This window comes from Nocardia sp. NPDC050412, from assembly GCF_044458825.1.
Lineage (GTDB): Bacteria > Actinomycetota > Actinomycetes > Mycobacteriales > Mycobacteriaceae > Nocardia.
This window is the reverse complement of sequence record NZ_JBITIJ010000032.1, coordinates 5038-27040: the sequence shown is the minus strand read 5'-3', so window position 1 is coordinate 27040 and position 22003 is coordinate 5038. Positions and strand designations below refer to the sequence as shown.

The following is a 22003-nucleotide window of genomic DNA, read 5'->3' as shown; positions in this document are numbered from 1 at the left end:
TGCCCGAAGAACACGACTCGCGACTGCGGTGCAGGTGCTTCGACGGCTCGGACACGAGACGGGCCGCGAACGGTCGCTCGTAAGACTCGCTCCGTTGGGGTCGCCGACGGCGGGACGTTCGCCACCTGATGCACGCGTGCCCGAAGAACACGACTCGCGACTGCGGTGCAGGTGCTTCGACGGCTCGGACACGAGACGGGCCGCGAACGGTCGCTCGTAAGACTCGCTCCGTGGTGGTTGGTGGTGGCGGGGTGTTCGGCACTTGGTGCACGCATGCGGGAAGGGCGACCCCGCGACTTCACATGCGTTTGGACGGCTCGGATGCGAGACGGGCCGCGAACTCCTCGCTCGTAAGACTCGCTCCGTTGTGGTCATCTGAGCGGGTCGATCGGCCTTTGGATGTGTGCTCGCCCAGTGGCGGAGGCTGGTGGCTGCGTTGCAGGTGCTTCGACGGCTCGGACGCGAGACGGGCCGCGAACTCCTCGCTCGTAAGACTCGCTCCGTTGTGGTCGAAGGGCTCGCCTCGAAAGGCGAGCCCGGCGGGTGTGGCGGCTACTTGTGGCGGCCGTGCAGGATCGGGACCAGGCGGCGCAGCAGCTTCATGGTGGTCTGGGTCCGTGAGTAGCTGAGCAGTGCCATGCCGGGAATCGCGAAGCGCTGCACCGCGATCGAATGCGGCCGGGAGAATTCGCGCAGGCCGGGCTCGCCGTGGATGCGCCCGATTCCGGAATCGCCGACACCGCCGAAGGGCAGACCCGCGATGGCGGCGAAACCGAGCACCGAGTTCACCGAGGTCGCGCCGACGCGCAGCCGTCGGGCGATCTCCAGGCCGTTCTTCTTCGAGTAGACCGCCGAGGCCAGGCCGTACTTGGACTTGTTCGCCAACTCGACGGCCTCATCGACGCCGTCCACCGTCCGGATGGTGACGGTCGGGCCGAAGGTCTCCTCGGCCACGGCCTCGGAGTTCTCGTCAACATCGACCAGCACGACCGGCTCGATGAACGGACCCTTGACCGAGTCCGGCCCGCCGAGCACCGCGGTGCCGCCGTTCTTCAGCGCGTCATCGATATGGCGGCGCACGATATCGATCTGGCTGGGCATGGTCATCGGACCGTAGGCCGCATCGGTGCCCGAGCCCGGCTTGACGTCGGTCAGGATGCGTTTGACCTCGGCGACGAAGTCGTCGCGCACCGCGCGGTCCACATAGACCCGCTCCACACCGGCGCAGGTCTGGCCGCTATTCGCGGTGGCGCCCCAGGCGACCGCATCGGCAGCGGCCTTGATATCGGCATCGCCCGCGACGATCACCGCGTCCTTACCGCCGCATTCCAGCAGTACCGGGGTCAGTGATTCGGCGGCCGCGGCCATGATCTTCTTGCCGGTCGCGGTGGAGCCGGTGAACGCGATCTTGTCCACACCGGCCTGCACCAGTGCGGCGCCGGTCGCGCCGTAGCCATTGACAGTCTCGAAGATGCCTTCGGGCAGCTCCGGATTGGCTTTCTTGAACGCATCGGAGAGGAAATTGCCGATGCCGGTGGAGAATTCGCTGGGCTTGAATACCACGGTATTGCCCGCGGCCAGGGCGTAGGCGATGGAGCCGTTCGGGGTGTAGACCGGATAGTTCCACGGGCCGATTACGCCGATGACACCGAGCGGACGCTGCTCCACACGCGCGGAGAAGTTCGCCATGAACGCGCCGGGGGCGATCTTCTTCGGCGAGAGCACCTTCCTGGCATTCTTGGCTGCCCAGGCGATGTGCTCGAGCGCGAGCATCAACTCCAGGAACGCATCGTCGAGTGGTTTGCCGTTCTCCTTGTGGATGAGCGCGGTGAACTCCTCGGAGTCCGCGACCAACTGGCTCGACCAGCGCAGCAGATGTTTGCGCCGCTCGTCGAAGCTGAGTCCGCCCCAGGTCGCGGCGGCGGTGCGGGCCTTGGCGACGGCGGCGCGAACCGCGTCGGCATCGGCGATGGTATGGGTGGCAATGACCTCTCCGGTGGCCGGATCGACCGAATTCAACGCCGTCTCCGGTGTCGTTGGGGTGGTCTCGATGGTTGTCACGGTGGGTCTCTCCCTCTTGCCGAGATAAGTTAACGGCCATTCATCTGAGATGATGCTATGTCAGAACTCTCACCAGGTCACCCCTACCGTCAATTCTTCCCGAGTCTGTCGGCGCCGCGTGCAAGTATCGAGATATGTGCGGCAGATATGCGACAACTACCGATCCCGGTCGGCTCGCCGCCGAACTGGACGCCATCGACGAGACGCCGACCGGTAACAACGGCGGTTCCACCAACTACAACGTCGCACCGACTACCCAGGTGCTGACCGTGGTGGAGCGGCATGAGCACGACCACCCCGACGACGACCCGAAGTTGCGCATCCGGCGAATGCGCTGGGGCCTGATCCCGGTCTGGACCAAGGCCGCCGAACCGGGCGTACCGGTCAAGGGCAAACCGTTGTTCAATGCCCGCGCCGATAAGGCGACGACCACGGCATCGTTTCGCGATGCGGTGAAGTATCGCCGCTGCCTGGTACCGATGGACGGCTGGTACGAGTGGTTGGTCGAACCGGATGCCGGGGCCAAGGGCAAGGTCGCCAAACATCCGTACTTCATGTCGAATGCCGATGGCGCGCGCCTGTATATGGCCGGATTGTGGTCGGTATGGCGGGACCGTTCACAGCGGGAGAGCGAACCGCTGCTGTCATGCACCATCCTGACCACCGACGCCGTCGGCGAGCTGGCCCGCATCCACGACCGGATGCCGCTGCCCATGCCGCGGCAGCATTGGGCGGTCTGGTTGGATCCGGATCATCCGGCACCGGCCACACTGCTCGAGACGCCGAGCGCGGAATCGGTGGCGGACATTGTGGCGCGTCCGGTTTCGTCGCTGGTAAACAGCGTGCGCAATAATGGTCCGGAACTGTTGGCGCCGTTGGACTCTCGCGGTGGTACGGAAAAGGCCGGGCAGATCAGCTTGCTGTGATCGCCCGGCCCGCCGTTCATCCACTCAGAGCTGACACTTCACGCTATCGGTCACGATATTCAGCGCGCACTTGACGATACCGCCGCCCAGGTCGATGACCTTGCGGGCCACGCCGCCGCCCAGGTCGATAACCTTGCCGGCGACGCCGCCGCCCAACTTCTCGGCCTTGTCGGCCTTCTCATTCTTCGTCGGGGGGTTGTTCTTCTTCGGCCCGTCGTCAACGACATGCTCATCGAACGGGAAGTCGTTGACGTCGATCACCAGAGGGCTGCCGGGTGCGGCGGTGGCCGCAGGCGCTAGCAGCGCGACCGGGCCGGTGGTGAGCAGGAGAACTCCGAACAGAGCGACGATCATGGTGCTGCACAATCGCTGGCGCGCGGACATTTCGCATCACATCCTCGAGTCGGACGATCTGGGCCTGTTCAGTAACGCACAAATGTTGCTGACTGGTGCGGATTTATACGGATGTGACTGGTGAGGTTACCGCGCCGGTGAGCCGGATCAAGTCCGCAGGTGCCAGTTCGATCTCCAGACCGCGCCGTCCCGCGCTGCAAAGCATGCGGTCCCAGGCCAATGCCGAGGCATCGACCACGGTGGGCAGCAGCTTGCGCTGGCCGAGCGGGGAGATGCCGCCGAGAACGTAACCGGTGGTTCGCTCGACCTTCGTCTTATCCGCCATGGCGGCCTTGGGCGCACCGAGTGCCGCGGCGGCCGCCTTGAGCGACAAGGTATTCGGCACCGGCAGCACCGCGACCGCGAGCGCACCGGTCGACAATTCGATCACCAGCGTCTTGAAGATCTGCGCCGCCGTCACCCCGACCTCGGCGGCGAGTGCGTCGACCGCCTCGGTGCCATAGGAATCGGCGCGCGGATCGTGCTTGTACGCATGCACGCGATGGACCACACCGGCCTTGGTCAGGGTGCGGATCGCCGGGGTCGAGGCTGCTGCCATGCCGGTCACCCTAATGGCGGTCGGCAAGGGGATTTCGGGTCGGGGAGTTCGCTATGGGAACACAGTTGGGCGCGGACATGTTGCATGCGATACGAAAGCCGTACGGCGGCTGTAGGACGTGAAGGAGAGGTCGGTGCCCGTTCTGCTCGACGAACGCCCCGTGACGTCGCTGGTGCTCGATCTGCGACACTCTCGGCGCCCTCCGTGGTTACGCTCCGCTACCGCCTCCGGGCGTGTCGAGAGCGCCGCGGGGGACGCTCAGTTCTCACTCGATCTGCCCGCGCCTGTAGATTTGGCAGGTACGGCGATCGAAGGGATTGGTGTGACGAGCGACGATGACGTGGTGACCGACGGTGCGGTCGGCGCCGCGGTCGAGGATACCGCGCTGGTGCGGCGGTTCGAGCGCGATGCGCTCCCGTTGCTAGACCAGCTCTACGGTGCCGCGCTGCGCATGACCCGTAATCCGGCCGATGCCGAGGATTTGGTGCAGGAGACCTACGTCAAGGCGTTCCAGGGCTTCAAATCCTTCAAGGAGGGCACCAATCTGCGTGCCTGGCTCTACCGCATCCTGACCAACACCTACATCAACTCCTACCGCAAGAAGCAGCGTCAGCCCGCGCAGTATCCGACCGACGAGATCACCGACTGGCAGCTTGCCGCCACCGCCGAGCACACCTCGACCGGACTGCGTTCGGCCGAGGTCGAGGCGCTGGACGCACTGCCCGACGACGACATCAAGGCCGCACTGCAGGAGCTGCCGGAGGAATTCCGGATGGCGGTGTACTACGCGGATGTCGAGGGTTTCCCGTATAAGGAAATCGCCGACATCATGGGCACCCCCATCGGTACGGTGATGTCCCGGCTGCATCGCGGTCGCAAGCAGCTCAAAGGATTGCTCGCCGATGTGGCGCGCGAACGTGGATTCAACCGCAACGGCGCGGAACGCCAGGAGGTCAAGCAGTGAGTACGGAGCGTGACCCCGATATGGAGTTGGACTGCACGGCTGTGCTCGCCGACGTCTGGCTCATGCTCGACGGTGAATGTGACGATGCCACCCGGGCCCGGCTACAGCACCACATGGATCACTGCTCGCCGTGCATCGAGGCCTACGGCATCGAGGAGAAGATCAAGGGCCTGCTGAGCCGCAAATGCGGCGGCGATCGGGCACCGGATTCGCTGCGTGATCGGCTGACCCTGGAGATCCGCCGATCCGTCACGGTCACCCGGGTCGAGACCACCGAGTAGTGCCGAAGACAGAAAAAACACCGAGTGCCTTACGAACGATCTTGGCCCTCGGTGTTTTTCGTCTGTTACGGCTCAGGCGTTAGGACGCTTGCCGTGGTTGGCCGCGCTTCCCTTGCGGCTGCGCTTCTTACGACCACGCTTACCCATAGGTAGTCTCCCTTCTGATCGAAGGTCATTGTTTCATGTGTGGTTGGCTGTAGTTTCAGCGGATACGGGCGAACGAGTGGATGGGGTGTCATGGCGGAGGAAGTGCTCTCGGAGCTGGTGTCGGTCGTGCAGCAAGTTGTCGTTGCCGAGGGTGATGAGGTGCACGAGGGTGACACCCTGGTGATCCTCGAGTCGATGAAGATGGAGATCCCGGTGCTCGCCGAAAGCAGTGGCACAGTGACCTCGATCGGCGTCGAAGAGGGCGATGCGATCAAGGCCGGGCACCTGATCGCCGTCATCTCTTAACTTCTGAAGCGGGTAGATCGAATATGGCGACACTGAGTGAGCTGCTGGCCGAACACACCGACCTACCCGGCGTCGCCGTGGACCATCTGCAGCGGGTGGTCGGCGATTGGCAGTTGCTGGCCGATCTGTCCTTCGCGGATCTGCTGCTGTGGGTCGGTGCGGGACCGATCGTCGACGGCGCCGATATCGTCTGCGTCGCACAGTGTCGCCCGACGACCGCGCCCACCGTCCATCCAGAGGATCGGGTCGGCGGAACCGCCTTGCACGCTGATCATCCGCAGGTCTTCGACGCGCTGATGACCGGCAAGATCGTGCGCGCGGACAGCGATATCGAGGCCGAGGGCGTCTACCATCCGCCTCCGGTGCACGCCATCCGCGAGGCCATTCCGGTGCGCTGCGGCGACGATGTCATCGCGGTGCTCAGCCGCGATACCGATCTGCAGCGTTCCCGGGTGCGCAGCACGCTGGAGATCGCCTATGTCGCCTGCGCCGACGATCTGTGCCAGATGATCGCTGACGGCACCTTTCCGACCACCGAGGACCGCGCCGCGACGCATTCCAGTCCGCGCGCGGGCGACGGCTTCATCCGGCTCGATACCGAGGGCATCGTCGTCTACGCCAGCCCGAACGCACTGTCGGCTTATCACCGGATGGGGCTGCAGTCGGATCTGGCCGGTCAGGATCTGGCCGTCACCACCCGCTCGCTGATCACCGATCCGTTCGACGCCCAGGAGGTCGTCGGCGATATCCAGGCCGCCCTGGCGGGCCGGACCGGGCGCCGCATGGAGGTCGAGGCGCGCGGCGCCACCGTGCTGCTGCGCACCCTGGTGCTTCGCCCGCACGGCGAATTGGCCGGTGCCGCGGTGCTGGTCCGCGATGTCACCGAGGTCAAGCGCCGCGACCGCGCACTGCTCAGCAAGGATGCGACCATCCGGGAGATCCACCACCGGGTGAAGAACAATCTGCAGACCGTGGCCGCGCTGCTGCGACTGCAGGCGCGCCGCACCGAGAACGAGGAGGCGCAGGTCGCACTCACCGAATCGGTGCGCCGGGTCACCTCGATCGCCTCGGTGCACGAAATGCTGTCCATGTCGGTGGACGAAGAGGTCGATCTCGACGAGGTGGTGGACCGGCTGCTGCCGATCATGGCCGATGTCGCGACCGTGCACACCGCGAGAATCAAAGTGCGCCGGGCGGGTTCGCTGGGCGTGTTCTCCGCCGAACGCGCCACCCCGCTGGTGATGGTGCTCACCGAACTGGTGCAGAACGCCATCGAGCACGCCTTCGATTCAGGCGAAAACGGCACGGTGACAATCCGTTCCGAGCGTTCGGCGCGCTGGCTGGACGTGATCATCAGTGATGACGGCCGCGGGCTGCCGCCGGGTTTCAGCCTGGAATCCTCCGACCGCCTCGGCCTGCAGATCGTGCGCACACTGGTCACCGCCGAACTCGGCGGTTCCATCGGTTTACATCCAGGTGCCGATATCGGCACTGACGCGGTGCTGCGCGTCCCGTTGGGCCGCCGCTCAGGGCGCTGAGTTGAACTCGCCTGGTAGGCAATAAGTCTCAGCTTCCACACACATCTGACCACAACGGAGCAAGTCTTACGAGCGACTGTTCGCGGCCGTTCTTGCGGCCGAGTCGTCGAAGCGCATGCGCCGCAGGCGCGAGACACTAGGGGGCCGCGAACACGCAGCGCCGCAGGCGCTGCAATCAGACACAGGCACAAAATAGCCCGGCACCTGGGTGCCGGGCTTGACTGCGTTACCGGGCCGGGCTGATAGGTCCGGTAACGCTGGTCGTCCTACTAGACGACGGTGCGGGTACGTGTGCGGGCGTTGCGACGTTTGAGCGCCCGACGCTCGTCCTCGCTCATACCGCCCCACACGCCGGCATCCTGCCCGGACTTCAGGGCCCAGGACAGGCAGTCGGCGGTAACGGGGCAGCGAGCGCAGACCAGCTTGGCATCGGCAATCTGCGCGAGCGCCGGACCACTGTTACCCACCGGGAAGAACAGCTCGGGGTCCTCATCGCGACAGATGGCCTTGTGGCGCCAGTCCATTCCTCTGCTCCTTTGCTGGGCGCCGCGAAGGGCGCCTACGGTTTGTGGATCGTTCACTTGTGCGACTCGAATGTTTCCGCACGGTTGCTTGTGAATGCTTTCACGAACACCGTAGATGTCAATAGGTATCTGGTGCACCGTGGGGAAGCTCACGCTCTCAAGGAACCCCTGGGGGAACCTGCCCGGTCCTTTGTACTCGCTCTACCCGGTTTTCGCAGCACAACACCGGGTTTTTTCGCGCGTTTCGTGCTCATTTCGAGCGTGGAGCGACGACCTCGAGCACGTCCGGCACAGCTGTGAAATCCACCATGTTGCGTTTTCCGATGAAGTCGCCATCGATTTGCAGCCCGATGGGCTCGCTCGCCTCGATACGCACGGATGGCACATCGTCCTCGCGAAATAGGTTGCGGGACTTGGGATTTCCATGGGCTGCGAGAAGCTGCCTGGCGAGCAGTAGCGTGGAGACCACCGACATCGACCGCACGGCAAACACGCCGAGACCGGTTTCGAAGGCCGTTCCCGGGTTGGTGTGCACCGGGGTGGCGTTCAGGTAGGTCCACGGGCTGGTGTTCGTTACGAAGGCGTAATGGACCTCACCGATAGGTTCGAAACCAGGGATCACGATCCGGACGCTCGGCTCCTTGCGCTTCGACTTGAAGAACTGTCGGACGGTTGTGCGAACGTAGCGACCGGGGGTGGCGGCATGGCCGTTGGCGCGGCTGTTGTCGATCGCCTCGCAGACATCCGCGTCCAGGCCGACGCCCGCGCTGAAGCCGAACCAGCGATCATCGGCGAGGCCGAGCCCGATCTTGCGGTCATGCTCGAGGGTGAGCAGATCGATGAGCTGGTTGGTCGCGGTCACCGGATCCGGGGAGATGCCGAGGGCGCGTGCGAACACATTCGCCGAGCCGCCCGGAATCACGCCGAGGCGCGGCAACCAGGCATGTCCGTCGTCGACCTGGGGTAGCGGCAGGTAGCCGTTGATGGTCTCGTTGACCGTCCCATCGCCGCCGTGCACCACGATCAGATCCATCTCGTTGGTTGCCGCCCACTGCGCCAATTCCGCCGCGTGGCCGCGGTGCTGGGTATGCGCGACGGTCAGCTGGGTCCGGCTCTCCAACGCGTGCGCCAGCAGGTCCCGCGTCGCCGGCGTAGTCGAGGTGGCATTCGGATTCACGATCAGCAACGTCCGCACCTTCGCCACCCTAATCGGCGCACGGCCCGGTCCGAAAAGCCGCCGAGTGCGTTCTAGGCTTGGCCCCGTGGCGGACAGCGGCAAAGACGAGGTTTCGGCGGGTGTGCCCGCGACGGTGCGCGGTGCGGGCGGATTGGTTGGGTTGGAGGGGGCGGTGGCCGTGGTCGTGGCGATCGTGCTGATCGTGCGCGGCCTGCTCGGACACGATCAGAGCGCCGCGAGCGGGTACGGCACGGCAGCGTGGTTCGGCATTCTCGGCGGGGCGGTGCTCGCGGCCGGGGTCGGACTTTTTCTCGGGCACCGATGGGGGCGGGCCATTGCTGTGATCGCCCAGGTGCTCCTGCTTCCCGTCACCTGGTCGCTGCTGACCGATTCGCATCAGCCGGTGCTCGGGGCGCTGCTCGGCATTGTCGTGGTGGGCGCACTGGTACTCCTGTTCGCGCCCGCGTCGAATCGCTGGATGGCCGAGGTTTACGGGATCGAACCGGAATCGAAGTAGCCGGGGTTCAGGCGGTGGCGGACCGCAGCGTCTGACGGCATAGGTGATCGGCCTGCCGGGTGGTTTCCGGCTGTCGGTAGCGCGGGGTGAGCGTGAGCACCTGGGCGCATGCGGTGTCCAGGTCGATGAGATGGCCGACCGAGACGAAGACGGGTTTGACGTCGCGTCGGGTGCGCAGCGCGCGCCCGACGACCTCGCCGTCCATGGTGATATCGCTGACCGCTCCGCGTTCTGGACCGGGTTCGCGGTAATCGCCCCACGGTGTCTTGGCAACGCCGATTGTCGGTGTCCCCGTGAGGATTCCGATGTGGCAGGCCAAGCCGAAGCGGCGCGGGTGTGCGAGTCCTTGTCCATCACAGATCAGCAGATCCGGTGTGGTAACGAGCTTTTTGAGGGCGGCGAGGGTTATCGGCAGTTCACGGAAGGACAGCAGGCCGGGCAAGTAGGGAAACGTGACCGGCCCATGCGCTACCGCGGTATCGACGGGATCCAGTGTGGCACTGTCCAATACGACGACGGCCGCAGCGGCGATCCCGGCTTCGTCGTCGTAGGCGGAGTCGAGTCCGGCGATGGTGCGGAATCGCGGCGGATGCGGATCGGCCGCAATCACCAATGGCCGCAAGGCATCCTGGATCGCCATGGCCTCCTCTGCGGTGGTCGGCCAATCCGTGGGTGCGGTAACCCTCACTCACTCACCAGGCTTCGGCGGCGAGCTTATCGATGGCCGCGCCGGTGAGCCGGTAGCCGACCCACTGGTCCTGCGGGTTGGCGCCGATGGATTTGTAGAACTCGATGGCTGGCGCATTCCAGGTCAGCACGGCCCAGTCGACCCGGCTGTAGCCATTGGCGACGGCCTCCTCGGCGAGGGCGGCGAGCAGTGCCTTGCCGTAACCCTTGCCGCGGGTTTCCGGTTTCACGTACAGGTCCTCCAGGTAGATGCCGTGTACGCCGGTCCAGGTGGAGTAGTTCAGGAACCAGATCGCACACCCGACCACACCGGTCTCGTCCTCGACGACATGCGCGAAAACCGCGGGCGACGGCCCGAACAGCGCGGTGTCCAGCTGCTCGGCGGTGAGCGTGCACTCCGCGCGGGACTTCTCGTACTCGGCGAGATCCTCGACCAGGCCAACCATGGCGGGTACATCGGCGGAGGTGGCGCGACGGATCTGGCCGGGGCGAGTCATAGTGCTGCTCCATGGTTTGCGGGAACTAGGTTGTGCGCCAGGATGGTTCGGTCATCATGTTCGTAACCGAGCACGGTGATCGCGGCGGTCGACATCGCGAAGCGCCGCCCCTCCCGGATATCGAGCTCGGCCCAGCGGGCGATCAGCGCCCGGGAAAAATGACCGTGACCGACCAGCACGATATCCCGGTCCGGCAGTGCCGGGCCCACCGATACCAGCACCCGATCGGCGCGTGCGCTGACCTGCGCGGCCGTCTCGCCACCGGGCACAACTCCGGTCCAGATGGTCCAGCCGGGATCGTGCTCGCGGATCTCGACGGAGGTTTTGCCCTCGTAATCGCCGTAATCCCATTCGGCCAGATCGGCATCGACAACCGTATCGGTGAGCCCAGCGAGCGCCGCCGTGTGGACAGCGCGTTGACGCGGACTGGTGAGCACCAGCGGGTCACGCAGCTTCAGCTCGTCGAGCAGGCCGCCCGCGGCGCGGGCCTGCTCCTCACCGCGCTCGGTGAGTGGCAGATCGGTGCGGCCGGTATGGCGCCGCTGGCTGGACCATGTGGTTTCGCCGTGCCGGAGCAGAACCAGTCGGGCGTCGTCGCGTGCGGACATGAGTTCCATCATGAAGTACGGGTCCGACACCGCCGGGGACGGGCGGGTGCTAGCCGAGCGCGAAGATCTCGGTGCCGCGCTTTTCCAGCACGGTGGTACCGAGGACGGCGAGCGAGATGGGGGACCCGTCGTAGCCGGGGCGGGCCACCGGAATGCGCGACACTTCGGTGCCCGAAGTTGGGTCGAGGACTGTGATGGCGCCGTCGACCGGCACGAGTAGTCGGCCCGCCATGAAGACGGGACTGCCGAGTGCGCTGGGAGCGGCCCAGATCGGATCGAAAGTGCCCGCGTTCAAGGCGATCAGGCTATTGCCGGTGAATACCAGGAACAGCGAACTGATTCGGGTGGTCGTCGTCTTATCGCTCAGCGGTGCGGAAAGTTGGTGCACCACAAGCGCATTCCCGGTGCCGTCGAAGACCTCCAGCCGCGGCGATATCGCTTCGGCGGTCGCGGTGGCAGGTGTACCGGGCAGGTACAACACGATTCGGTTGTCGGACACCGCGATTACGCGTCCGTCGGGGGAGTCCGAACCGGATCCGTTGAGCACATGCGAGCCGTACTCCTCGGGCACCGTATTGTCCTTCGGCGCCGGATTGAGCACGGTCAGCCGGTTGGTGGGATCTTCGGGGCAGCGTTCGAGCACCGCGAGCCGGGTGGAGCTCGAACTCGACGAGATCAGCTTGCAGCCCTTGCGCGGTTGAGTTTTCACGTTCACCGGTGCGTCGACGTAGCCGTATTCGAGGGTGCGCACCAGATCCGAGCGCCACATCTCCAGCCGCCGCGGCCCCTGGGCCAGTACATAGGTGCCGTCGACCGATAGCTGCACGGCGGGATCCATGTAGCTGCTGCGCGCGGTCCGGCGCGAACCGTCCTCACCGGCCAGCAGCGTGGCCTGGCTGCAGCCGCGCTGGTCCTTGTACACCGCGATCACGGTGCCGAACTGCGACTCGACGCCGCACAGGGGTAGGTCTCGCCGGTAGTGCCACACTTCCGTACCCGTGCGCGGATCGTGCCCGGTGACCGTGCCGTCCGCGCCCGTGACGACGGTGCCCGCAGCCACCAGCGCCCGGTTCGCCGCCGGGTCGGGCGCATGCCACAGCTCATGCAGACTCGTCGGAACCTGATCTGCCGCCGCCGGAGTGGAAACCGGATGTTCCGCCGTCACCGATTCGGTTCCCCTGGCATCGCTGCGCGCCCACACCACCACGGCCGCGATCACCACGACCACGGCGATCGCGACTGCGGAGATGATGTCGGCGCGCGTTCGCCGCTCGGGTGCGAGCACGTTTGCGAGAGTACAACGTATCGCTCGGCCGATGCGATCGGTCTCACCGTGGACACCCGCCGACCGATGACGGCTACCGGTGCGCTCAATGGTGCTTACCTGCCGATATTTCCGCGTTCCGCGCTCGCATGCGACAGTGCATCAGGAGAACGCGCGCGCATCCGCGCTGGGGCCGCTGAGACGCCTGCCCACGACAGACGTGCCTGCTTATCGACGACCCGTCGACGCTTACCTGCGACCGTGTATCGCAAGACGCGGCCGGGGCCTGCCGCTGAGACACCACAGGCGCGCCTGCCCATGACAGACGCGCCTGCGTATCGACTATGCCGAGGCGGTCACCGTTTCGGGAGCGGTGTCCGCCGCTGCTTCGCCAGCCGCTGCTTCGCCAGCGGGCTTGCGGCGACGGCGCCGACGGCGCGCGGGCTGTTCGGTGGTTTCGGCGTCATCGGTATCGCTGTCCGAGTCCGCTTCGGCGCTCACGTCCGCGTTGTCATTCGACTCGGTGCCGTTCTCCGTGCCGTTTTCGGTGGCACCGCTGGACTTGCGCCGACGGCGGCGGCGACGGGCGGGCTTATCCGCCGTCTCGTCGTCGGTCGCATCGTCGAGTGGGGCGGCGGCGTCATCGGTTTCGGTGTCGTCGGTTTCGGTGACGTTGGCTTCGCCGTCGAGCGGCTGTCCCGCGCGGGTACGGCGCCGATTGCGCTTGCGCGGCGTGCGGGCGGGGCGCTCGACTACCTCGGCGTCCTCCTCGCGGACCGGCTTCGGCTTGCGGATCGTGCCGGTGACGCCCTCCGGAATACCGAGGTCGGAGAACAGATGCGGCGAGCGCGAATACGTTTCGACCGGATCCGGGATGCCGAGGCCCAGGGCGGTGTTGATGGCGGCCCAGCGGTTCAGTTCGTCCCAGTCGATCAGCGTGACCGCGACACCGGTGCGTCCGGCCCGGCCGGTGCGCCCGATCCGGTGCACGTAGGTCTTCTCGTCCTCCGGGCACTGGTAGTTGACCACGTGGGTGACATCGTCGATATCGATGCCACGCGCCGCGACATCGGTCGCGACCAGCACATTGATGGCGCCCTTGCGGAACTTATTGAGCGCCTTCTCCCGAGCGATCTGCCCGAGGTCACCGTGCACGGCGCCGACGGCGAAGCCGCGGTCGGCCAGATCGTCGGCGACCTTCTGCGCGGTGCGCTTGGTCCGGGTGAAGATCATGGTCGCGCCGCGGGTCTCGGCCTGCAGCACCTTGGCGACGAGTTCGCTCTTGTCCAGTGCGTGCGCCCGATAGACGAACTGCGCGGTGCGATCGTGCACGGCCGAATCGTGCGGTTCTTCGGCTCGGATATGCGTCGGCCTGGTCAGGAAGGTGCGCGCCAGGGTGATGATCGGGCCCGGCATGGTGGCCGAGAAGAGCATGGTCTGACGCTGCGTCGGAACCATGCCGAGAATGCGTTCGATATCGGGCAGGAAGCCCAGATCCAGCATTTCGTCGGCCTCATCCAGGACGAGCACGCCGATCTTGCCGAGGATCAGATGGCCCTGATCGGCCAGATCCATGAGTCGGCCGGGGGTACCGACGACTACGTCGACGCCGGAGCGCAGCGCGGCGATCTGGGACTCGTACGGGCGGCCACCGTAGATCGAGAGCACGCGCAGCTGGCCCTGGTGGTTCTTCAGGTACTTGCTCGCGTTTTCCAGATCCTGGGTGACCTGAATGCAGAGTTCGCGCGTCGGCACGATGATCAGTGCCCGGGGTGTGCCGTCCAGCGGGGTCGTCCCGGTGTCGGCGGTGGCGATCCGGTGCAGCAGCGGCACACCGAATCCGAAGGTCTTACCCATCCCCGTGCGGGCCTGACCGATCAGATCTTCACCGGCCAGAGCCAGTGGCAGGGTCAGTTCCTGAATTGCGAAGGTACGTTCGATTCCGATCTCGCCGAGCGCTCGCACGATTTCATCGCGAACCCCCAATTCGGCGAATGTCGGAGCGGTGTGCGTTTCGTCCAGTTCGGCGGTCAGTAGCGTATCCGCCAGACCAGGTTCCTGTTCGACAGTGATCTTGCTCAGGTTCGTGCCTTTCCTCGTTATCGCGTCACACGCGCACGAGGTGTGGGGCGGACCGGCCGGCCCGCGACAACCACATATCCGCCTGTGATACTCACCTCGGCCACTGCCCTGATACCTGCGGCAACTCGTCGTTTTCGGCGGCTGACCTCAGCAGATATCGGCGCGGCGCAAGGGTGATGCGGATCTGGTGCGCGCACATATTCCCGGACTTCGAAAACCTCGTCGGCGACACTCGGGCGACCGTACGATCCGGCGACTCGACAGACGAAAATTTCCGTTGTCCGCAAAGATTGTAGCGTGATATTGTGCATGGCTCGAATTGCCGTCACGGTATTTCCGGACGGAATGCGCGGTGTCCATGCGTTGACCATCGACGTACGCTGCGCCACATGGCAATTCATCTAGCGCGTCGAATCTGGCACACTCTCGAACCCATCCACGATGTCGTGTATTTCGGCTCGGATGTCAAGCAGGCCGGAGTCGTGCTCGGACTGCGCGGTTTCTGGCAGACCTACTTCGCGTTCCGGGCCGCGCCGCTCGGAGCGGTGGGCGCTGGCACCGTACTGGCGACCTTCGCCGGATTCCATCCCGACACGGTGGCCAAGGCGGTCCCGGACGCCTGGACCCGGACGACGCCGCAGGCCTGTCTGCAGGCCCGGCTCGCCTTCTCGGTCGGGTTGTTGCGCGGGGCCGGAGCCGGTGACGCCGATTGCGCTCGTGCCGTCGAATTGCTCGAACCGGTGGTGCGCACTGCCGATCCGACCGGCCGCCCGTTGTATGCGGCGAATGCGGAATTGCCGCTGTCCACCGATCCGGTGGCCGCACTGTGGCAGCTCACCACCACACTGCGCGAACATCGCGGCGATGGCCATGTGGCGGCCCTGGTTGCCCGCGGTCTGTCCGGATCGCAGGCGTTGGTGCTGCAGGTCGCGGCCGGTAAAGCGCCCGAATCGGTGATGCGGCCCGCGCGCGGCTGGTCGGAGCGGGAATGGTCCGATATCGCCGATGAGTTGCGTGCTCGGGGTTTGATCGCGGGGGAGCCGATCAGTCCGCAGCTGACCGGCTCCGGTGCCGAATTGCTCGGACGGGTCGAGGCAGATACCGACGAGGCGGCCTGGAACGGCGCATTGGCGGCGCTGTCGCAGGATGCCATCGCGGAGCTGACCTACTTGCTCGACCCGTTGGCGAAGCGCGTTCAGGAGAGCGTGGTGCCGCCGCTCAATCCGATCGGCATGACTCGGGGCTGAGCGATGCACGATCGCTCACAAATCAGAGTTGCCTGTTACCGCCGGTAACGGGATGTGAGACATTTTTGAGGTGAGTTTCACCGACACAGTCACCATCGCGGCGCGCAATGCGTGGGCGCTGACCTTCGGCCATGGCGTCGAGGCGCCGGACCCCGCCCCGTCGACGGTGCTGTGGGACGAACCGCATCGGCAGCTGCGCCGCTTCGAGGCTACCGGATCCGCCGCTGCCGCAACGGATTCGGCGGTGCTGCTGGTGCCGCCGCTGGCCGCGCCCGCCAGCTGCTTCGATCTGCGTCCGGATCAGAGCCTGGCCCGATTCCTGCTGGAGACGGGCCGGGCGCCCTACGTCGTCGACTACGGCGAAATCACCTTCGCCGACCGGCGGATGGGCTTCGAGACCTGGATCGATGACATTCTGCCCGAGGCGATCCTGCGCACCTGCGCCGATCGCGACGGCCGTCCGGTCGATCTTGTCGGCTGGTCCATCGGCGGCACCCTCGCCCTGCTGACCGCGGCCGCGCACCCCGAACTGCCGATCCGCTCTATTACCGCCGTCGGCTCGCCGCTGGACTACGACAAGATGACCGGCATTCCGCAGGTGCGCGCGGTCGCCAAGCTGACCGGCGGCATCGCCACCTCGACGGCGGTGCGCGCGGCGGGTGGCATTCCGGCCACGCTGACCCGGATCGCCTACAAGGTCACCGCATGGGATCGCGAACTCACCCGCCCCTGGTTCGTCGCGAGCAATATCGCGCGCACCGAAGCGCTGGCCAAGATGGAGTCCATCGACCGATTCATGTCCGAGATGCCCGGCTATCCCGGCCGCTTCTACGGCCAGCTGTGGGGCCGACTGATCCTGAACAACGACATCGGGCGAGGTGTCGTGCAGTTCGGCAAGCGTCGCATCGAGTTGGCTGACGTGACCGCGCCGGTGTTGCTGGTCGGCGGACCCGCCGATGTCATCACCCCCGCCGCCGCGGTGGCCGCCGGACAGCGCATCCTCACCGGCGCGCAGTCCGTTCGCTACGAAACCGCACCCGGTAGTCATCTCGGCATCCTCACCGCCGAAACCGCACGCGACACGACCTGGACCTATCTCGACAAGTTCCTGGCCGGATATCGGTAGAGCGTTGAGCTCGAGTGATTTCATCCGTACATGGGTAACTCGTCGGGTACGCCCAGAATTCGATCCCCCGAATCCGTCAGCCCGTAACACGACACGTTCGGCAATAACTGGTCGGCTGAATATCCGGGGAGGCGGGGGAGCACTACGCTGTGCGATATGGGAGCACAGTCACCAGCAGCGGTAGGGGTTTCGTTGTCCGGCTCGTCCATTTCCGCCAACGATACGGGCGTGATCGACCTGTTCGCGGTGCTCGCCTACGGTGAGATCTCGGCGTTCTACCGGCTGGCCGAGGAGGCCAAGCTGTCGCCGACGCTGCGCGGCAAGGTGGCCGTCGCGAAGATGGCCGCCGCCGAGATGCGTCACTTCGAAACCCTGGAATCCGCGCTGGCCGAACGCGGTGTGGATATCTTCGACGCGATGGCGCCGTTCGTGCGCGCCCTGGACGCCTACCACGACTCCACCGATCCCTCGACCTGGCTCGAATCGATGGTGAAGTTCTATGTGGGTGACGGAATCGCGGCCGACTTCTACACCGAGATCGCCGGCGCCCTGTCTCCCGAGGTCTCCGCCGTGGTCCGGGATGTGCTCGCCGAGACCAGCCACTCGGAATTCGTGGTGGAGGAGGTGCGCCGCGCCGTCGCGACCAGCCGCTCCGAGCGCGACCGGCTGACGCTGTGGGGTCGGCGGCTGCTCGGTGAGGCGATCACCCAGGCGCAGTACGTCATGGCCCAGCGCGACGAACTCACCGAGCTGGTGCTCGCCGCGACCGGTGACCTCAACGGCATCGCCGCGCTGTTCGAGCGCATGCAGGCCAGCCATGCCGAGCGCATGGCCGTCTTGGGAATCTGATTACTCGTTGACCGCGCGGACCAGCCGCAGGCCGGGTGATTGCGCCTGTGCCTGGTCGGTGAGCCAAACGACGACGCACTGATCCTTATCGGCGTTCATGGCTTCGAACGGGATATCGATATGGCCGTACTCCGGGTGGTCGAATCGCATCGTGCCCGAGGTCAAGTCGTCGATATGCTGTGGCTGCCAACGGCTTTCGAATTCCGGATAGGCGAGCAGCGCGTCGATCAGCTCGAGTAGGCGGTCCTCGCCCGGCCAGCGGATCGTCGCGCGCCGCAGTGCGGCCGAGAAAATATCGGCCACCTCGTCCCAGTTCCGGAGCACCTGCTTGGCGCGCGAATGCGCGAAGGTGAACCAGGCCAGATTCACGACCTCCGGATTGTCCAGTAGCCCGACGGGTTTCGCGATGTTCTCCCAGGCCGGATTCCAGCCGAGCACATTGAGCCGCCGCCCGATCACGAAGGCCGGGGTGGGATGCAGTGCGCGCAGGATGGTCTCGATCGCGGGCGTCGGATGCTCCACCACGGATTCGGTGGTGGGACAGCGGGACTCATTACTCGAGGTGACGGCGAGCCAGCCGAAGTGGTGGCGGTCCTTACCCTCGATCAGCAGCGCCTGCGCGAGCGCATCGATGACCGCCCCCGACGGATTGGTATCGCGCCCCTGCTCCAACCGGGCCAGATAGTCGGCGCTCACTCCGGCGCGCACCGCGACCTCTTCACGGCGCAATCCCGGGGTACGTCGGCGTCCGCCCTCGGGAAGTCCCACATCCGCCGGCCGCAATTGGGCGCGGCGCGCGATGAGGTATTCCGCGAACGGATTGGGTGCCATACGTTTCATCGTGCCCCGTCCTGGGATGGTTATCCGCGCCCTGACGGGTCCAGGATAACGGCGGTCTGGCTAGCGGACCACGGTCCGGTCATGGTCTATGGCATGACATCTTCCGCTGAATCCACTGCCACCACGCTCACCCCGGGTTCCTGGACCCTGGACTCGATGCACTCCCAGGTCGAATTCACCATCCGCCACCTCGGCATCTCCAAGGTCCGCGGCCGCTTCAACAAGTTCGAGACCGAATTCGTCGTCGACGACAAGGGCTTCGCAACGCTCGGCGCCACCATCTACCTCGACTCCTTCGACACCGGCAATGCCGATCGCGACAACCACGTCCGCACCGCCGACTTCCTCGATGTCGCCAACCGCCCCACTTTGAGCTTCCGCGCCGTCGAGCCGGTGCTGATCGCGGAATCGTTCGAGGTCGAGGGCGAGGCCACGCTCGGCGGGATCACCAAGCCGGTCACCCTCGATGTCGAGTGGGGCGGTGTCCAGGAATTCGCCGGGACCGGCGACCGGCACGCCGGTTTCTCCGCGACCGGAACCATCAAGCGCACCGACTTCGGCGTCGGCGGTCCGCTGCCCGGCATGCTCAGCGATGCCGTCAAGGTCGAACTGGAAATCCAGCTCATCGAGCCCAAGTAGGCATACCCGCGAGCGGGACGGCGTTCGCGACAGGCGAACGCCGGCCGCGCGGTCGCTCGACGGCGCTATCGGATCCCGGACGTGACTACTGATTTCCCAGGTACATGGGCAACTCGTGGGGTACGCCCAGTACTGGCGAGCTATCCGGTCGCCGGTCGCCGACGTGGGTTTCGTGGCTCTTAGTGGGGCGCAGAATACCCGGGGAGGCGGGGGAGCATTAGCCTTGATTCGACAGCACACAGGACTCTAGGTTCGGAGGTTGGCCGTGGAGGTCAAGATCGGTATTTCGGATAGCCCGCGCGAGCTCGTGATCAACAGCGGGCAGACCCCCGACGAGGTCGAGGCGCTGGTGTCCGGTGCGCTGAGCGGTGAGAACGGCGTCGTCGCACTCACCGACGAGAAGGGCCGCAAGTTCCTGATCCAGGCCTCGAAGGTCGCCTATGTCGAGATCGGCGCCGCCACCGGCGGTCGTGTCGGCTTCGCGGCGGTCTGAGCCGAACCGCGACCCAACAAACGAGAGCCCCCGCACTCGGGTGAGTGTGGGGGCTCTGCTGCCCGAATACTCGATCAGTTGATCGGATGCAGCGGCACGTGCGACAGACCGCCCCACGCCAGCGAAACAGTGGTGTCGACCGCCTCTTCCTTCGGAATCGGCCGATCCGCCTCCAGCCAGTACCGTGCGGTGAACTGGCTGGTACCGACCAGTCCGACCGCGAGGATCCTGGCCCGGTACGGGTCCAAACCGGAATCGTGGGCGACCAGATCGAACACCGCGTCCACACAGGCCTCGGTGGCCTGCTCGACCCGGCGCTGCACCTGCGGCTCGCTGATCAGATCGGATTCGAAAACCAGTCGGAAGCCCTGCATTTCGTTGTCGACGAAATCGAAGTAGGCCTGCACCGCGGCACGCACACGCTGCCGGTTGTCGGTGGTCGAGCGCAGCGCCTGGCGCACACTCGACACCAGCATGTCGACGTAGTTCTGCAGCACCGCCAAATAGAGTTCGAGCTTGCTGGCGAAGTGCTGATAGAGCACCGGCTTGCTCACTCCGGCGCACTGCGAGATCTCGTCCATGCCCGCGGCGTGGTAGCCGCGCTGAACGAACACCTCACTGGCGGCCGCGAGTAGCTGTTGACGACGCTCGTCGCGCGGAAGCCGGGTACCGCGCTTGGTTGGCGCGATGGCATCGGACGACATTCTGCGGGACGCCATCCGGTCCACGAGGTCAGTCATTTTTCGGCTCTCCCAGTCGATGCCCCGGCAAATTGGGGTGTACACCGGGTATCCCATGAACGATACCCGGTTGCACCGCGTCTGCCGATCGGGGCCGCAGTTGCGGTCCACTCGGTGAGATATATCGCAGCCAATCGGGAGCGCAGGCATACCCGGGTCGAGGGTATTGCGCCCTGTGAGACTCTGGTTGACGTGACCGACCGAGCGGAAAGACCCTCCGGCGGTGGGCGCAGCGCGCACCGCCGGGCTGGCTCCGCCGCGTCCGGTTCCGTAGTCTCGGGCTCTGTGGAAAGGCCAGGCCCCGAGGTGCGTACGGGGGCAGTCACCGGAAACGGTGCCGCTGCCCGGGATGGCGCCGAGGGTGAGATCGAATGGAGATCCGGTTCGCCACCGAGCACTGCGAACGGTGTCGAGATCTATGACCCCCTCGGCTTGAACGAATCACCCGTCGATCGTGCCTATCAACCGTTGCGGGCCCGCTGGGACCCCACCGCCCCCGACGAGAGTCGTTCCCGCGCATCGAGACCCGAGCGCGATACCAAGAAGCAGAGCGCACTCGGTCGTTTCATCCGCACCTACGGATGGCGTGCCTACGCACTTCCCGTACTTTTCGTGGTGACCGTGCTGGTGATCGTGGACGCGGTGCGCGGGGTCAGCGATCCGGCGAATCTGGCAGGCGGAGCACCGGGATTCGGACGATTGAGCCCACGTGCGGCATCCGCGGGCATCATCGGCGCACCGCCCGGCGACGGCCACTTCCCGACGACCTTGCCGACCGGCGCGCTGCCCGACGGCGGACCGTTCACCGAAACCGGTACAGGCACATGGCATGTGGTGCCCGGGACCACCGGGCAGGTGGGTACCGGATCGGAGTTCCAGTTCAAATACACCGTCGAAATCGAGAACGGCGTAGACACTTCCGGATTCGGCGGGGACGAGTCCGTGGCCAAGATGGTCGAAAGCACCCTTGGCAATCCCAAGAGTTGGGCGCACGACACCAAGTTCGCCTTCCGGCGCATCGACCAGGGGGAGCCGGACTTCCGCATTTCGCTCGCCTCCCGCGAATCCTCGCGCAAGGCATGCGGTTTCGATATTCCGATCGACTCCTCCTGCTTCAATGCCGATCTGCGCCGGGTGGTGCTTTCGGAGGTGCGCTGGGTGCGCGGCGCGCTGGCCTTCGAGGGCGATATCGGTTCCTATCGGCAGTACCTGGTCAACCATGAGGTCGGCCATGCCATCGGCTATCACCAGCATCAGCCGTGCGAGACCGACGGCGGGCTCGCGCCGGTGATGATGCAGCAGACCTTCGGCACCAAGAACAACGACATCGCGGCGCTCGATCCAGACGGTGTAGTCCCGATGGACGGTAAGCACTGCCGCTTCAATCCCTGGCCTTATCCGCGCGGTTGAGCTGTGTCTAATGGCCGCGCCTTCGGCGCGGCGTGTTCGCGGCCCCCTGGTGTCTCGCGGGCCCGCCCGCCCCACAGGCGCCCTCCGGGCAAGCCCCTCCACCCCGCCGGCCCCCGCCCGGCCCCCCA

Annotated in this window: 25 protein-coding genes; 12 read left to right on the top strand and 13 right to left on the bottom strand. The window is 65.8% G+C overall.

Features of this window, described 5'->3' with window-relative positions; all coding sequences use genetic code 11:
* Positions 1 to 552: 552 nt before the first annotated feature.
* Positions 553 to 2061, bottom strand: a complete 1509-nt coding sequence (locus ACIBI6_RS40875) for an aldehyde dehydrogenase family protein (protein WP_364343931.1) — start codon at positions 2059 to 2061, stop codon at positions 553 to 555.
* Between the two features lie 134 nt (positions 2062 to 2195).
* On the opposite strand from ACIBI6_RS40875, the gene ACIBI6_RS40870 reads away from it, so the two are divergent.
* Positions 2196 to 2987 (top strand): SOS response-associated peptidase, encoded by a 792-nt coding sequence (locus ACIBI6_RS40870; RefSeq protein WP_396960530.1) that lies wholly within the window; start codon positions 2196 to 2198, stop codon positions 2985 to 2987.
* A 24-nt stretch (positions 2988 to 3011) separates the two neighbouring features.
* On the opposite strand, the gene ACIBI6_RS40865 is transcribed toward ACIBI6_RS40870, so the two are convergent.
* Together ACIBI6_RS40865 and ybaK are read right to left on the bottom strand one after the other, a co-directional pair.
* Entirely contained in the window at positions 3012 to 3371 is a 360-nt protein-coding gene (locus tag ACIBI6_RS40865) for a hypothetical protein (protein WP_364343925.1), read from the bottom strand.
* 73 nt (positions 3372 to 3444) lie between these two features.
* The gene (ybaK, locus tag ACIBI6_RS40860; protein ID WP_364343922.1) at positions 3445 to 3939 is read right to left on the bottom strand and encodes a Cys-tRNA(Pro) deacylase; all 495 of its coding nucleotides are present in this window, start codon (positions 3937 to 3939) and stop codon (positions 3445 to 3447) included.
* 322 nt (positions 3940 to 4261) lie between these two features.
* Between ybaK and ACIBI6_RS40855 the strand changes: the two genes are divergently transcribed.
* Entirely contained in the window at positions 4262 to 4903 is a 642-nt protein-coding gene (locus tag ACIBI6_RS40855; protein ID WP_396960527.1) for a sigma-70 family RNA polymerase sigma factor, read from the top strand.
* 20 nt (positions 4904 to 4923) lie between these two features.
* On the top strand, positions 4924 to 5184 hold the full coding sequence (rsrA, locus tag ACIBI6_RS40850; protein ID WP_364344559.1) for a mycothiol system anti-sigma-R factor: 261 nt from the start codon (positions 4924 to 4926) through the stop codon (positions 5182 to 5184).
* A 72-nt stretch (positions 5185 to 5256) separates the two neighbouring features.
* On the opposite strand, the gene ACIBI6_RS40845 is transcribed toward rsrA, so the two are convergent.
* A complete protein-coding gene (locus tag ACIBI6_RS40845) occupies positions 5257 to 5331 on the bottom strand; it encodes a 50S ribosomal protein bL37 (protein WP_095887907.1) in 75 nt (24 codons plus the stop codon).
* A gap of 90 nt (positions 5332 to 5421) precedes the next feature.
* On the opposite strand from ACIBI6_RS40845, the gene ACIBI6_RS40840 reads away from it, so the two are divergent.
* Together ACIBI6_RS40840 and ACIBI6_RS40835 are read left to right on the top strand one after the other, a co-directional pair.
* The gene (locus ACIBI6_RS40840; RefSeq protein ID WP_364343919.1) at positions 5422 to 5637 is read left to right on the top strand and encodes a biotin/lipoyl-binding carrier protein; all 216 of its coding nucleotides are present in this window, start codon (positions 5422 to 5424) and stop codon (positions 5635 to 5637) included.
* Positions 5638 to 5660: 23 nt separating this feature from the next.
* Positions 5661 to 7175: a histidine kinase N-terminal domain-containing protein gene (locus tag ACIBI6_RS40835; protein WP_364343915.1), complete on the top strand. Its 1515-nt coding sequence runs from the start codon at positions 5661 to 5663 to the stop codon at positions 7173 to 7175.
* A gap of 269 nt (positions 7176 to 7444) precedes the next feature.
* Here the strand turns inward: ACIBI6_RS40835 and ACIBI6_RS40830 are convergent, their stop codons facing one another.
* Both ACIBI6_RS40830 and ACIBI6_RS40825 read right to left on the bottom strand, forming a co-directional pair.
* On the bottom strand, positions 7445 to 7699 hold the full coding sequence (locus ACIBI6_RS40830; protein ID WP_011211115.1) for a WhiB family transcriptional regulator: 255 nt from the start codon (positions 7697 to 7699) through the stop codon (positions 7445 to 7447).
* A 250-nt stretch (positions 7700 to 7949) separates the two neighbouring features.
* Complete coding sequence (locus ACIBI6_RS40825; protein ID WP_364343912.1) at positions 7950 to 8894, bottom strand: diacylglycerol kinase family protein; 945 nt, start codon at positions 8892 to 8894, stop codon at positions 7950 to 7952.
* A 67-nt stretch (positions 8895 to 8961) separates the two neighbouring features.
* Here ACIBI6_RS40825 and ACIBI6_RS40820 point away from each other — a divergent pair, with 67 nt between their 5' ends.
* Positions 8962 to 9393, top strand: a complete 432-nt coding sequence (locus ACIBI6_RS40820) for a hypothetical protein (protein ID WP_364343909.1) — start codon at positions 8962 to 8964, stop codon at positions 9391 to 9393.
* A gap of 7 nt (positions 9394 to 9400) precedes the next feature.
* Here ACIBI6_RS40820 and ACIBI6_RS40815 read toward each other — a convergent pair whose 3' ends face one another.
* The 5 genes from ACIBI6_RS40815 to ACIBI6_RS40795 all read right to left on the bottom strand — a co-directional run bounded on the left by ACIBI6_RS40815 (position 9401) and on the right by ACIBI6_RS40795 (position 14552).
* Positions 9401 to 10081 carry an endonuclease V gene (locus ACIBI6_RS40815; protein ID WP_364343906.1) on the bottom strand — a complete coding sequence of 227 codons (681 nt, stop codon included), beginning with the start codon at positions 10079 to 10081 and terminating at the stop codon, positions 9401 to 9403.
* 4 nt (positions 10082 to 10085) lie between these two features.
* Positions 10086 to 10577 carry a GNAT family N-acetyltransferase gene (locus tag ACIBI6_RS40810; RefSeq protein WP_364343903.1) on the bottom strand — a complete coding sequence of 164 codons (492 nt, stop codon included), beginning with the start codon at positions 10575 to 10577 and terminating at the stop codon, positions 10086 to 10088.
* Entirely contained in the window at positions 10574 to 11185 is a 612-nt protein-coding gene (locus ACIBI6_RS40805; protein ID WP_364343900.1) for an acid phosphatase, read from the bottom strand. Before ACIBI6_RS40805 ends, ACIBI6_RS40810 begins: the two co-directional genes overlap by 4 nt.
* 49 nt (positions 11186 to 11234) lie before the next feature.
* Complete coding sequence (locus ACIBI6_RS40800; protein ID WP_364343897.1) at positions 11235 to 12470, bottom strand: hypothetical protein; 1236 nt, start codon at positions 12468 to 12470, stop codon at positions 11235 to 11237.
* A 321-nt stretch (positions 12471 to 12791) separates the two neighbouring features.
* Positions 12792 to 14552: a DEAD/DEAH box helicase gene (locus ACIBI6_RS40795; RefSeq protein WP_364344556.1), complete on the bottom strand. Its 1761-nt coding sequence runs from the start codon at positions 14550 to 14552 to the stop codon at positions 12792 to 12794.
* 368 nt (positions 14553 to 14920) lie between these two features.
* Here ACIBI6_RS40795 and ACIBI6_RS40790 point away from each other — a divergent pair, with 368 nt between their 5' ends.
* From ACIBI6_RS40790 to ACIBI6_RS40780, 3 genes are all read left to right on the top strand, one after another.
* Entirely contained in the window at positions 14921 to 15778 is an 858-nt protein-coding gene (locus tag ACIBI6_RS40790; protein WP_364343894.1) for a hypothetical protein, read from the top strand.
* 70 nt (positions 15779 to 15848) lie between these two features.
* Positions 15849 to 16904 carry an alpha/beta fold hydrolase gene (locus ACIBI6_RS40785; RefSeq protein WP_396960521.1) on the top strand — a complete coding sequence of 352 codons (1056 nt, stop codon included), beginning with the start codon at positions 15849 to 15851 and terminating at the stop codon, positions 16902 to 16904.
* Positions 16905 to 17060: 156 nt separating this feature from the next.
* The gene (locus ACIBI6_RS40780) at positions 17061 to 17753 is read left to right on the top strand and encodes a ferritin-like fold-containing protein (RefSeq protein WP_396960519.1); all 693 of its coding nucleotides are present in this window, start codon (positions 17061 to 17063) and stop codon (positions 17751 to 17753) included.
* On the opposite strand, the gene ACIBI6_RS40775 is transcribed toward ACIBI6_RS40780, so the two are convergent.
* On the bottom strand, positions 17754 to 18584 hold the full coding sequence (locus ACIBI6_RS40775; protein WP_364343885.1) for a helix-turn-helix transcriptional regulator: 831 nt from the start codon (positions 18582 to 18584) through the stop codon (positions 17754 to 17756).
* 102 nt (positions 18585 to 18686) lie between these two features.
* On the opposite strand from ACIBI6_RS40775, the gene ACIBI6_RS40770 reads away from it, so the two are divergent.
* A complete protein-coding gene (locus ACIBI6_RS40770; protein ID WP_364343882.1) occupies positions 18687 to 19232 on the top strand; it encodes a YceI family protein in 546 nt (181 codons plus the stop codon).
* A 265-nt stretch (positions 19233 to 19497) separates the two neighbouring features.
* Positions 19498 to 19725 carry a DUF3107 domain-containing protein gene (locus ACIBI6_RS40765; protein WP_364343879.1) on the top strand — a complete coding sequence of 76 codons (228 nt, stop codon included), beginning with the start codon at positions 19498 to 19500 and terminating at the stop codon, positions 19723 to 19725.
* Between the two features lie 74 nt (positions 19726 to 19799).
* Here the strand turns inward: ACIBI6_RS40765 and ACIBI6_RS40760 are convergent, their stop codons facing one another.
* Positions 19800 to 20465: a TetR/AcrR family transcriptional regulator gene (locus ACIBI6_RS40760; RefSeq protein WP_364343876.1), complete on the bottom strand. Its 666-nt coding sequence runs from the start codon at positions 20463 to 20465 to the stop codon at positions 19800 to 19802.
* A gap of 285 nt (positions 20466 to 20750) precedes the next feature.
* Between ACIBI6_RS40760 and ACIBI6_RS40755 the strand changes: the two genes are divergently transcribed.
* Positions 20751 to 21875, top strand: a complete 1125-nt coding sequence (locus ACIBI6_RS40755; RefSeq protein WP_396960516.1) for a DUF3152 domain-containing protein — start codon at positions 20751 to 20753, stop codon at positions 21873 to 21875.
* The last annotated feature ends 128 nt before the right edge of the window (positions 21876 to 22003 follow it).

What these genes read in the sequence shown, in the direction of transcription:
- ACIBI6_RS40870 (WP_396960530.1), top strand. Translation starts at nt 2,196, where the DNA reads ATGTGCGGCAGATATGCGACAACTACCGATCCCGGTCGGCTCGCCGCC.
- ACIBI6_RS40865 (WP_364343925.1), bottom strand. Translation starts at nt 3,371, where the DNA reads ATGTCCGCGCGCCAGCGATTGTGCAGCACCATGATCGTCGCTCTGTTC.
- ybaK (WP_364343922.1), bottom strand. Translation starts at nt 3,939, where the DNA reads ATGGCAGCAGCCTCGACCCCGGCGATCCGCACCCTGACCAAGGCCGGT.
- rsrA (WP_364344559.1), top strand. Translation starts at nt 4,924, where the DNA reads ATGGAGTTGGACTGCACGGCTGTGCTCGCCGACGTCTGGCTCATGCTC.
- ACIBI6_RS40840 (WP_364343919.1), top strand. Translation starts at nt 5,422, where the DNA reads ATGGCGGAGGAAGTGCTCTCGGAGCTGGTGTCGGTCGTGCAGCAAGTT.
- ACIBI6_RS40835 (WP_364343915.1), top strand. Translation starts at nt 5,661, where the DNA reads ATGGCGACACTGAGTGAGCTGCTGGCCGAACACACCGACCTACCCGGC.
- ACIBI6_RS40830 (WP_011211115.1), bottom strand. Translation starts at nt 7,699, where the DNA reads ATGGACTGGCGCCACAAGGCCATCTGTCGCGATGAGGACCCCGAGCTG.
- ACIBI6_RS40810 (WP_364343903.1), bottom strand. Translation starts at nt 10,577, where the DNA reads ATGACTCGCCCCGGCCAGATCCGTCGCGCCACCTCCGCCGATGTACCC.
- ACIBI6_RS40805 (WP_364343900.1), bottom strand. Translation starts at nt 11,185, where the DNA reads ATGTCCGCACGCGACGACGCCCGACTGGTTCTGCTCCGGCACGGCGAA.
- ACIBI6_RS40790 (WP_364343894.1), top strand. Translation starts at nt 14,921, where the DNA reads ATGGCAATTCATCTAGCGCGTCGAATCTGGCACACTCTCGAACCCATC.
- ACIBI6_RS40780 (WP_396960519.1), top strand. Translation starts at nt 17,061, where the DNA reads ATGGGAGCACAGTCACCAGCAGCGGTAGGGGTTTCGTTGTCCGGCTCG.
- ACIBI6_RS40775 (WP_364343885.1), bottom strand. Translation starts at nt 18,584, where the DNA reads ATGGCACCCAATCCGTTCGCGGAATACCTCATCGCGCGCCGCGCCCAA.
- ACIBI6_RS40770 (WP_364343882.1), top strand. Translation starts at nt 18,687, where the DNA reads ATGACATCTTCCGCTGAATCCACTGCCACCACGCTCACCCCGGGTTCC.
- ACIBI6_RS40760 (WP_364343876.1), bottom strand. Translation starts at nt 20,465, where the DNA reads ATGACTGACCTCGTGGACCGGATGGCGTCCCGCAGAATGTCGTCCGAT.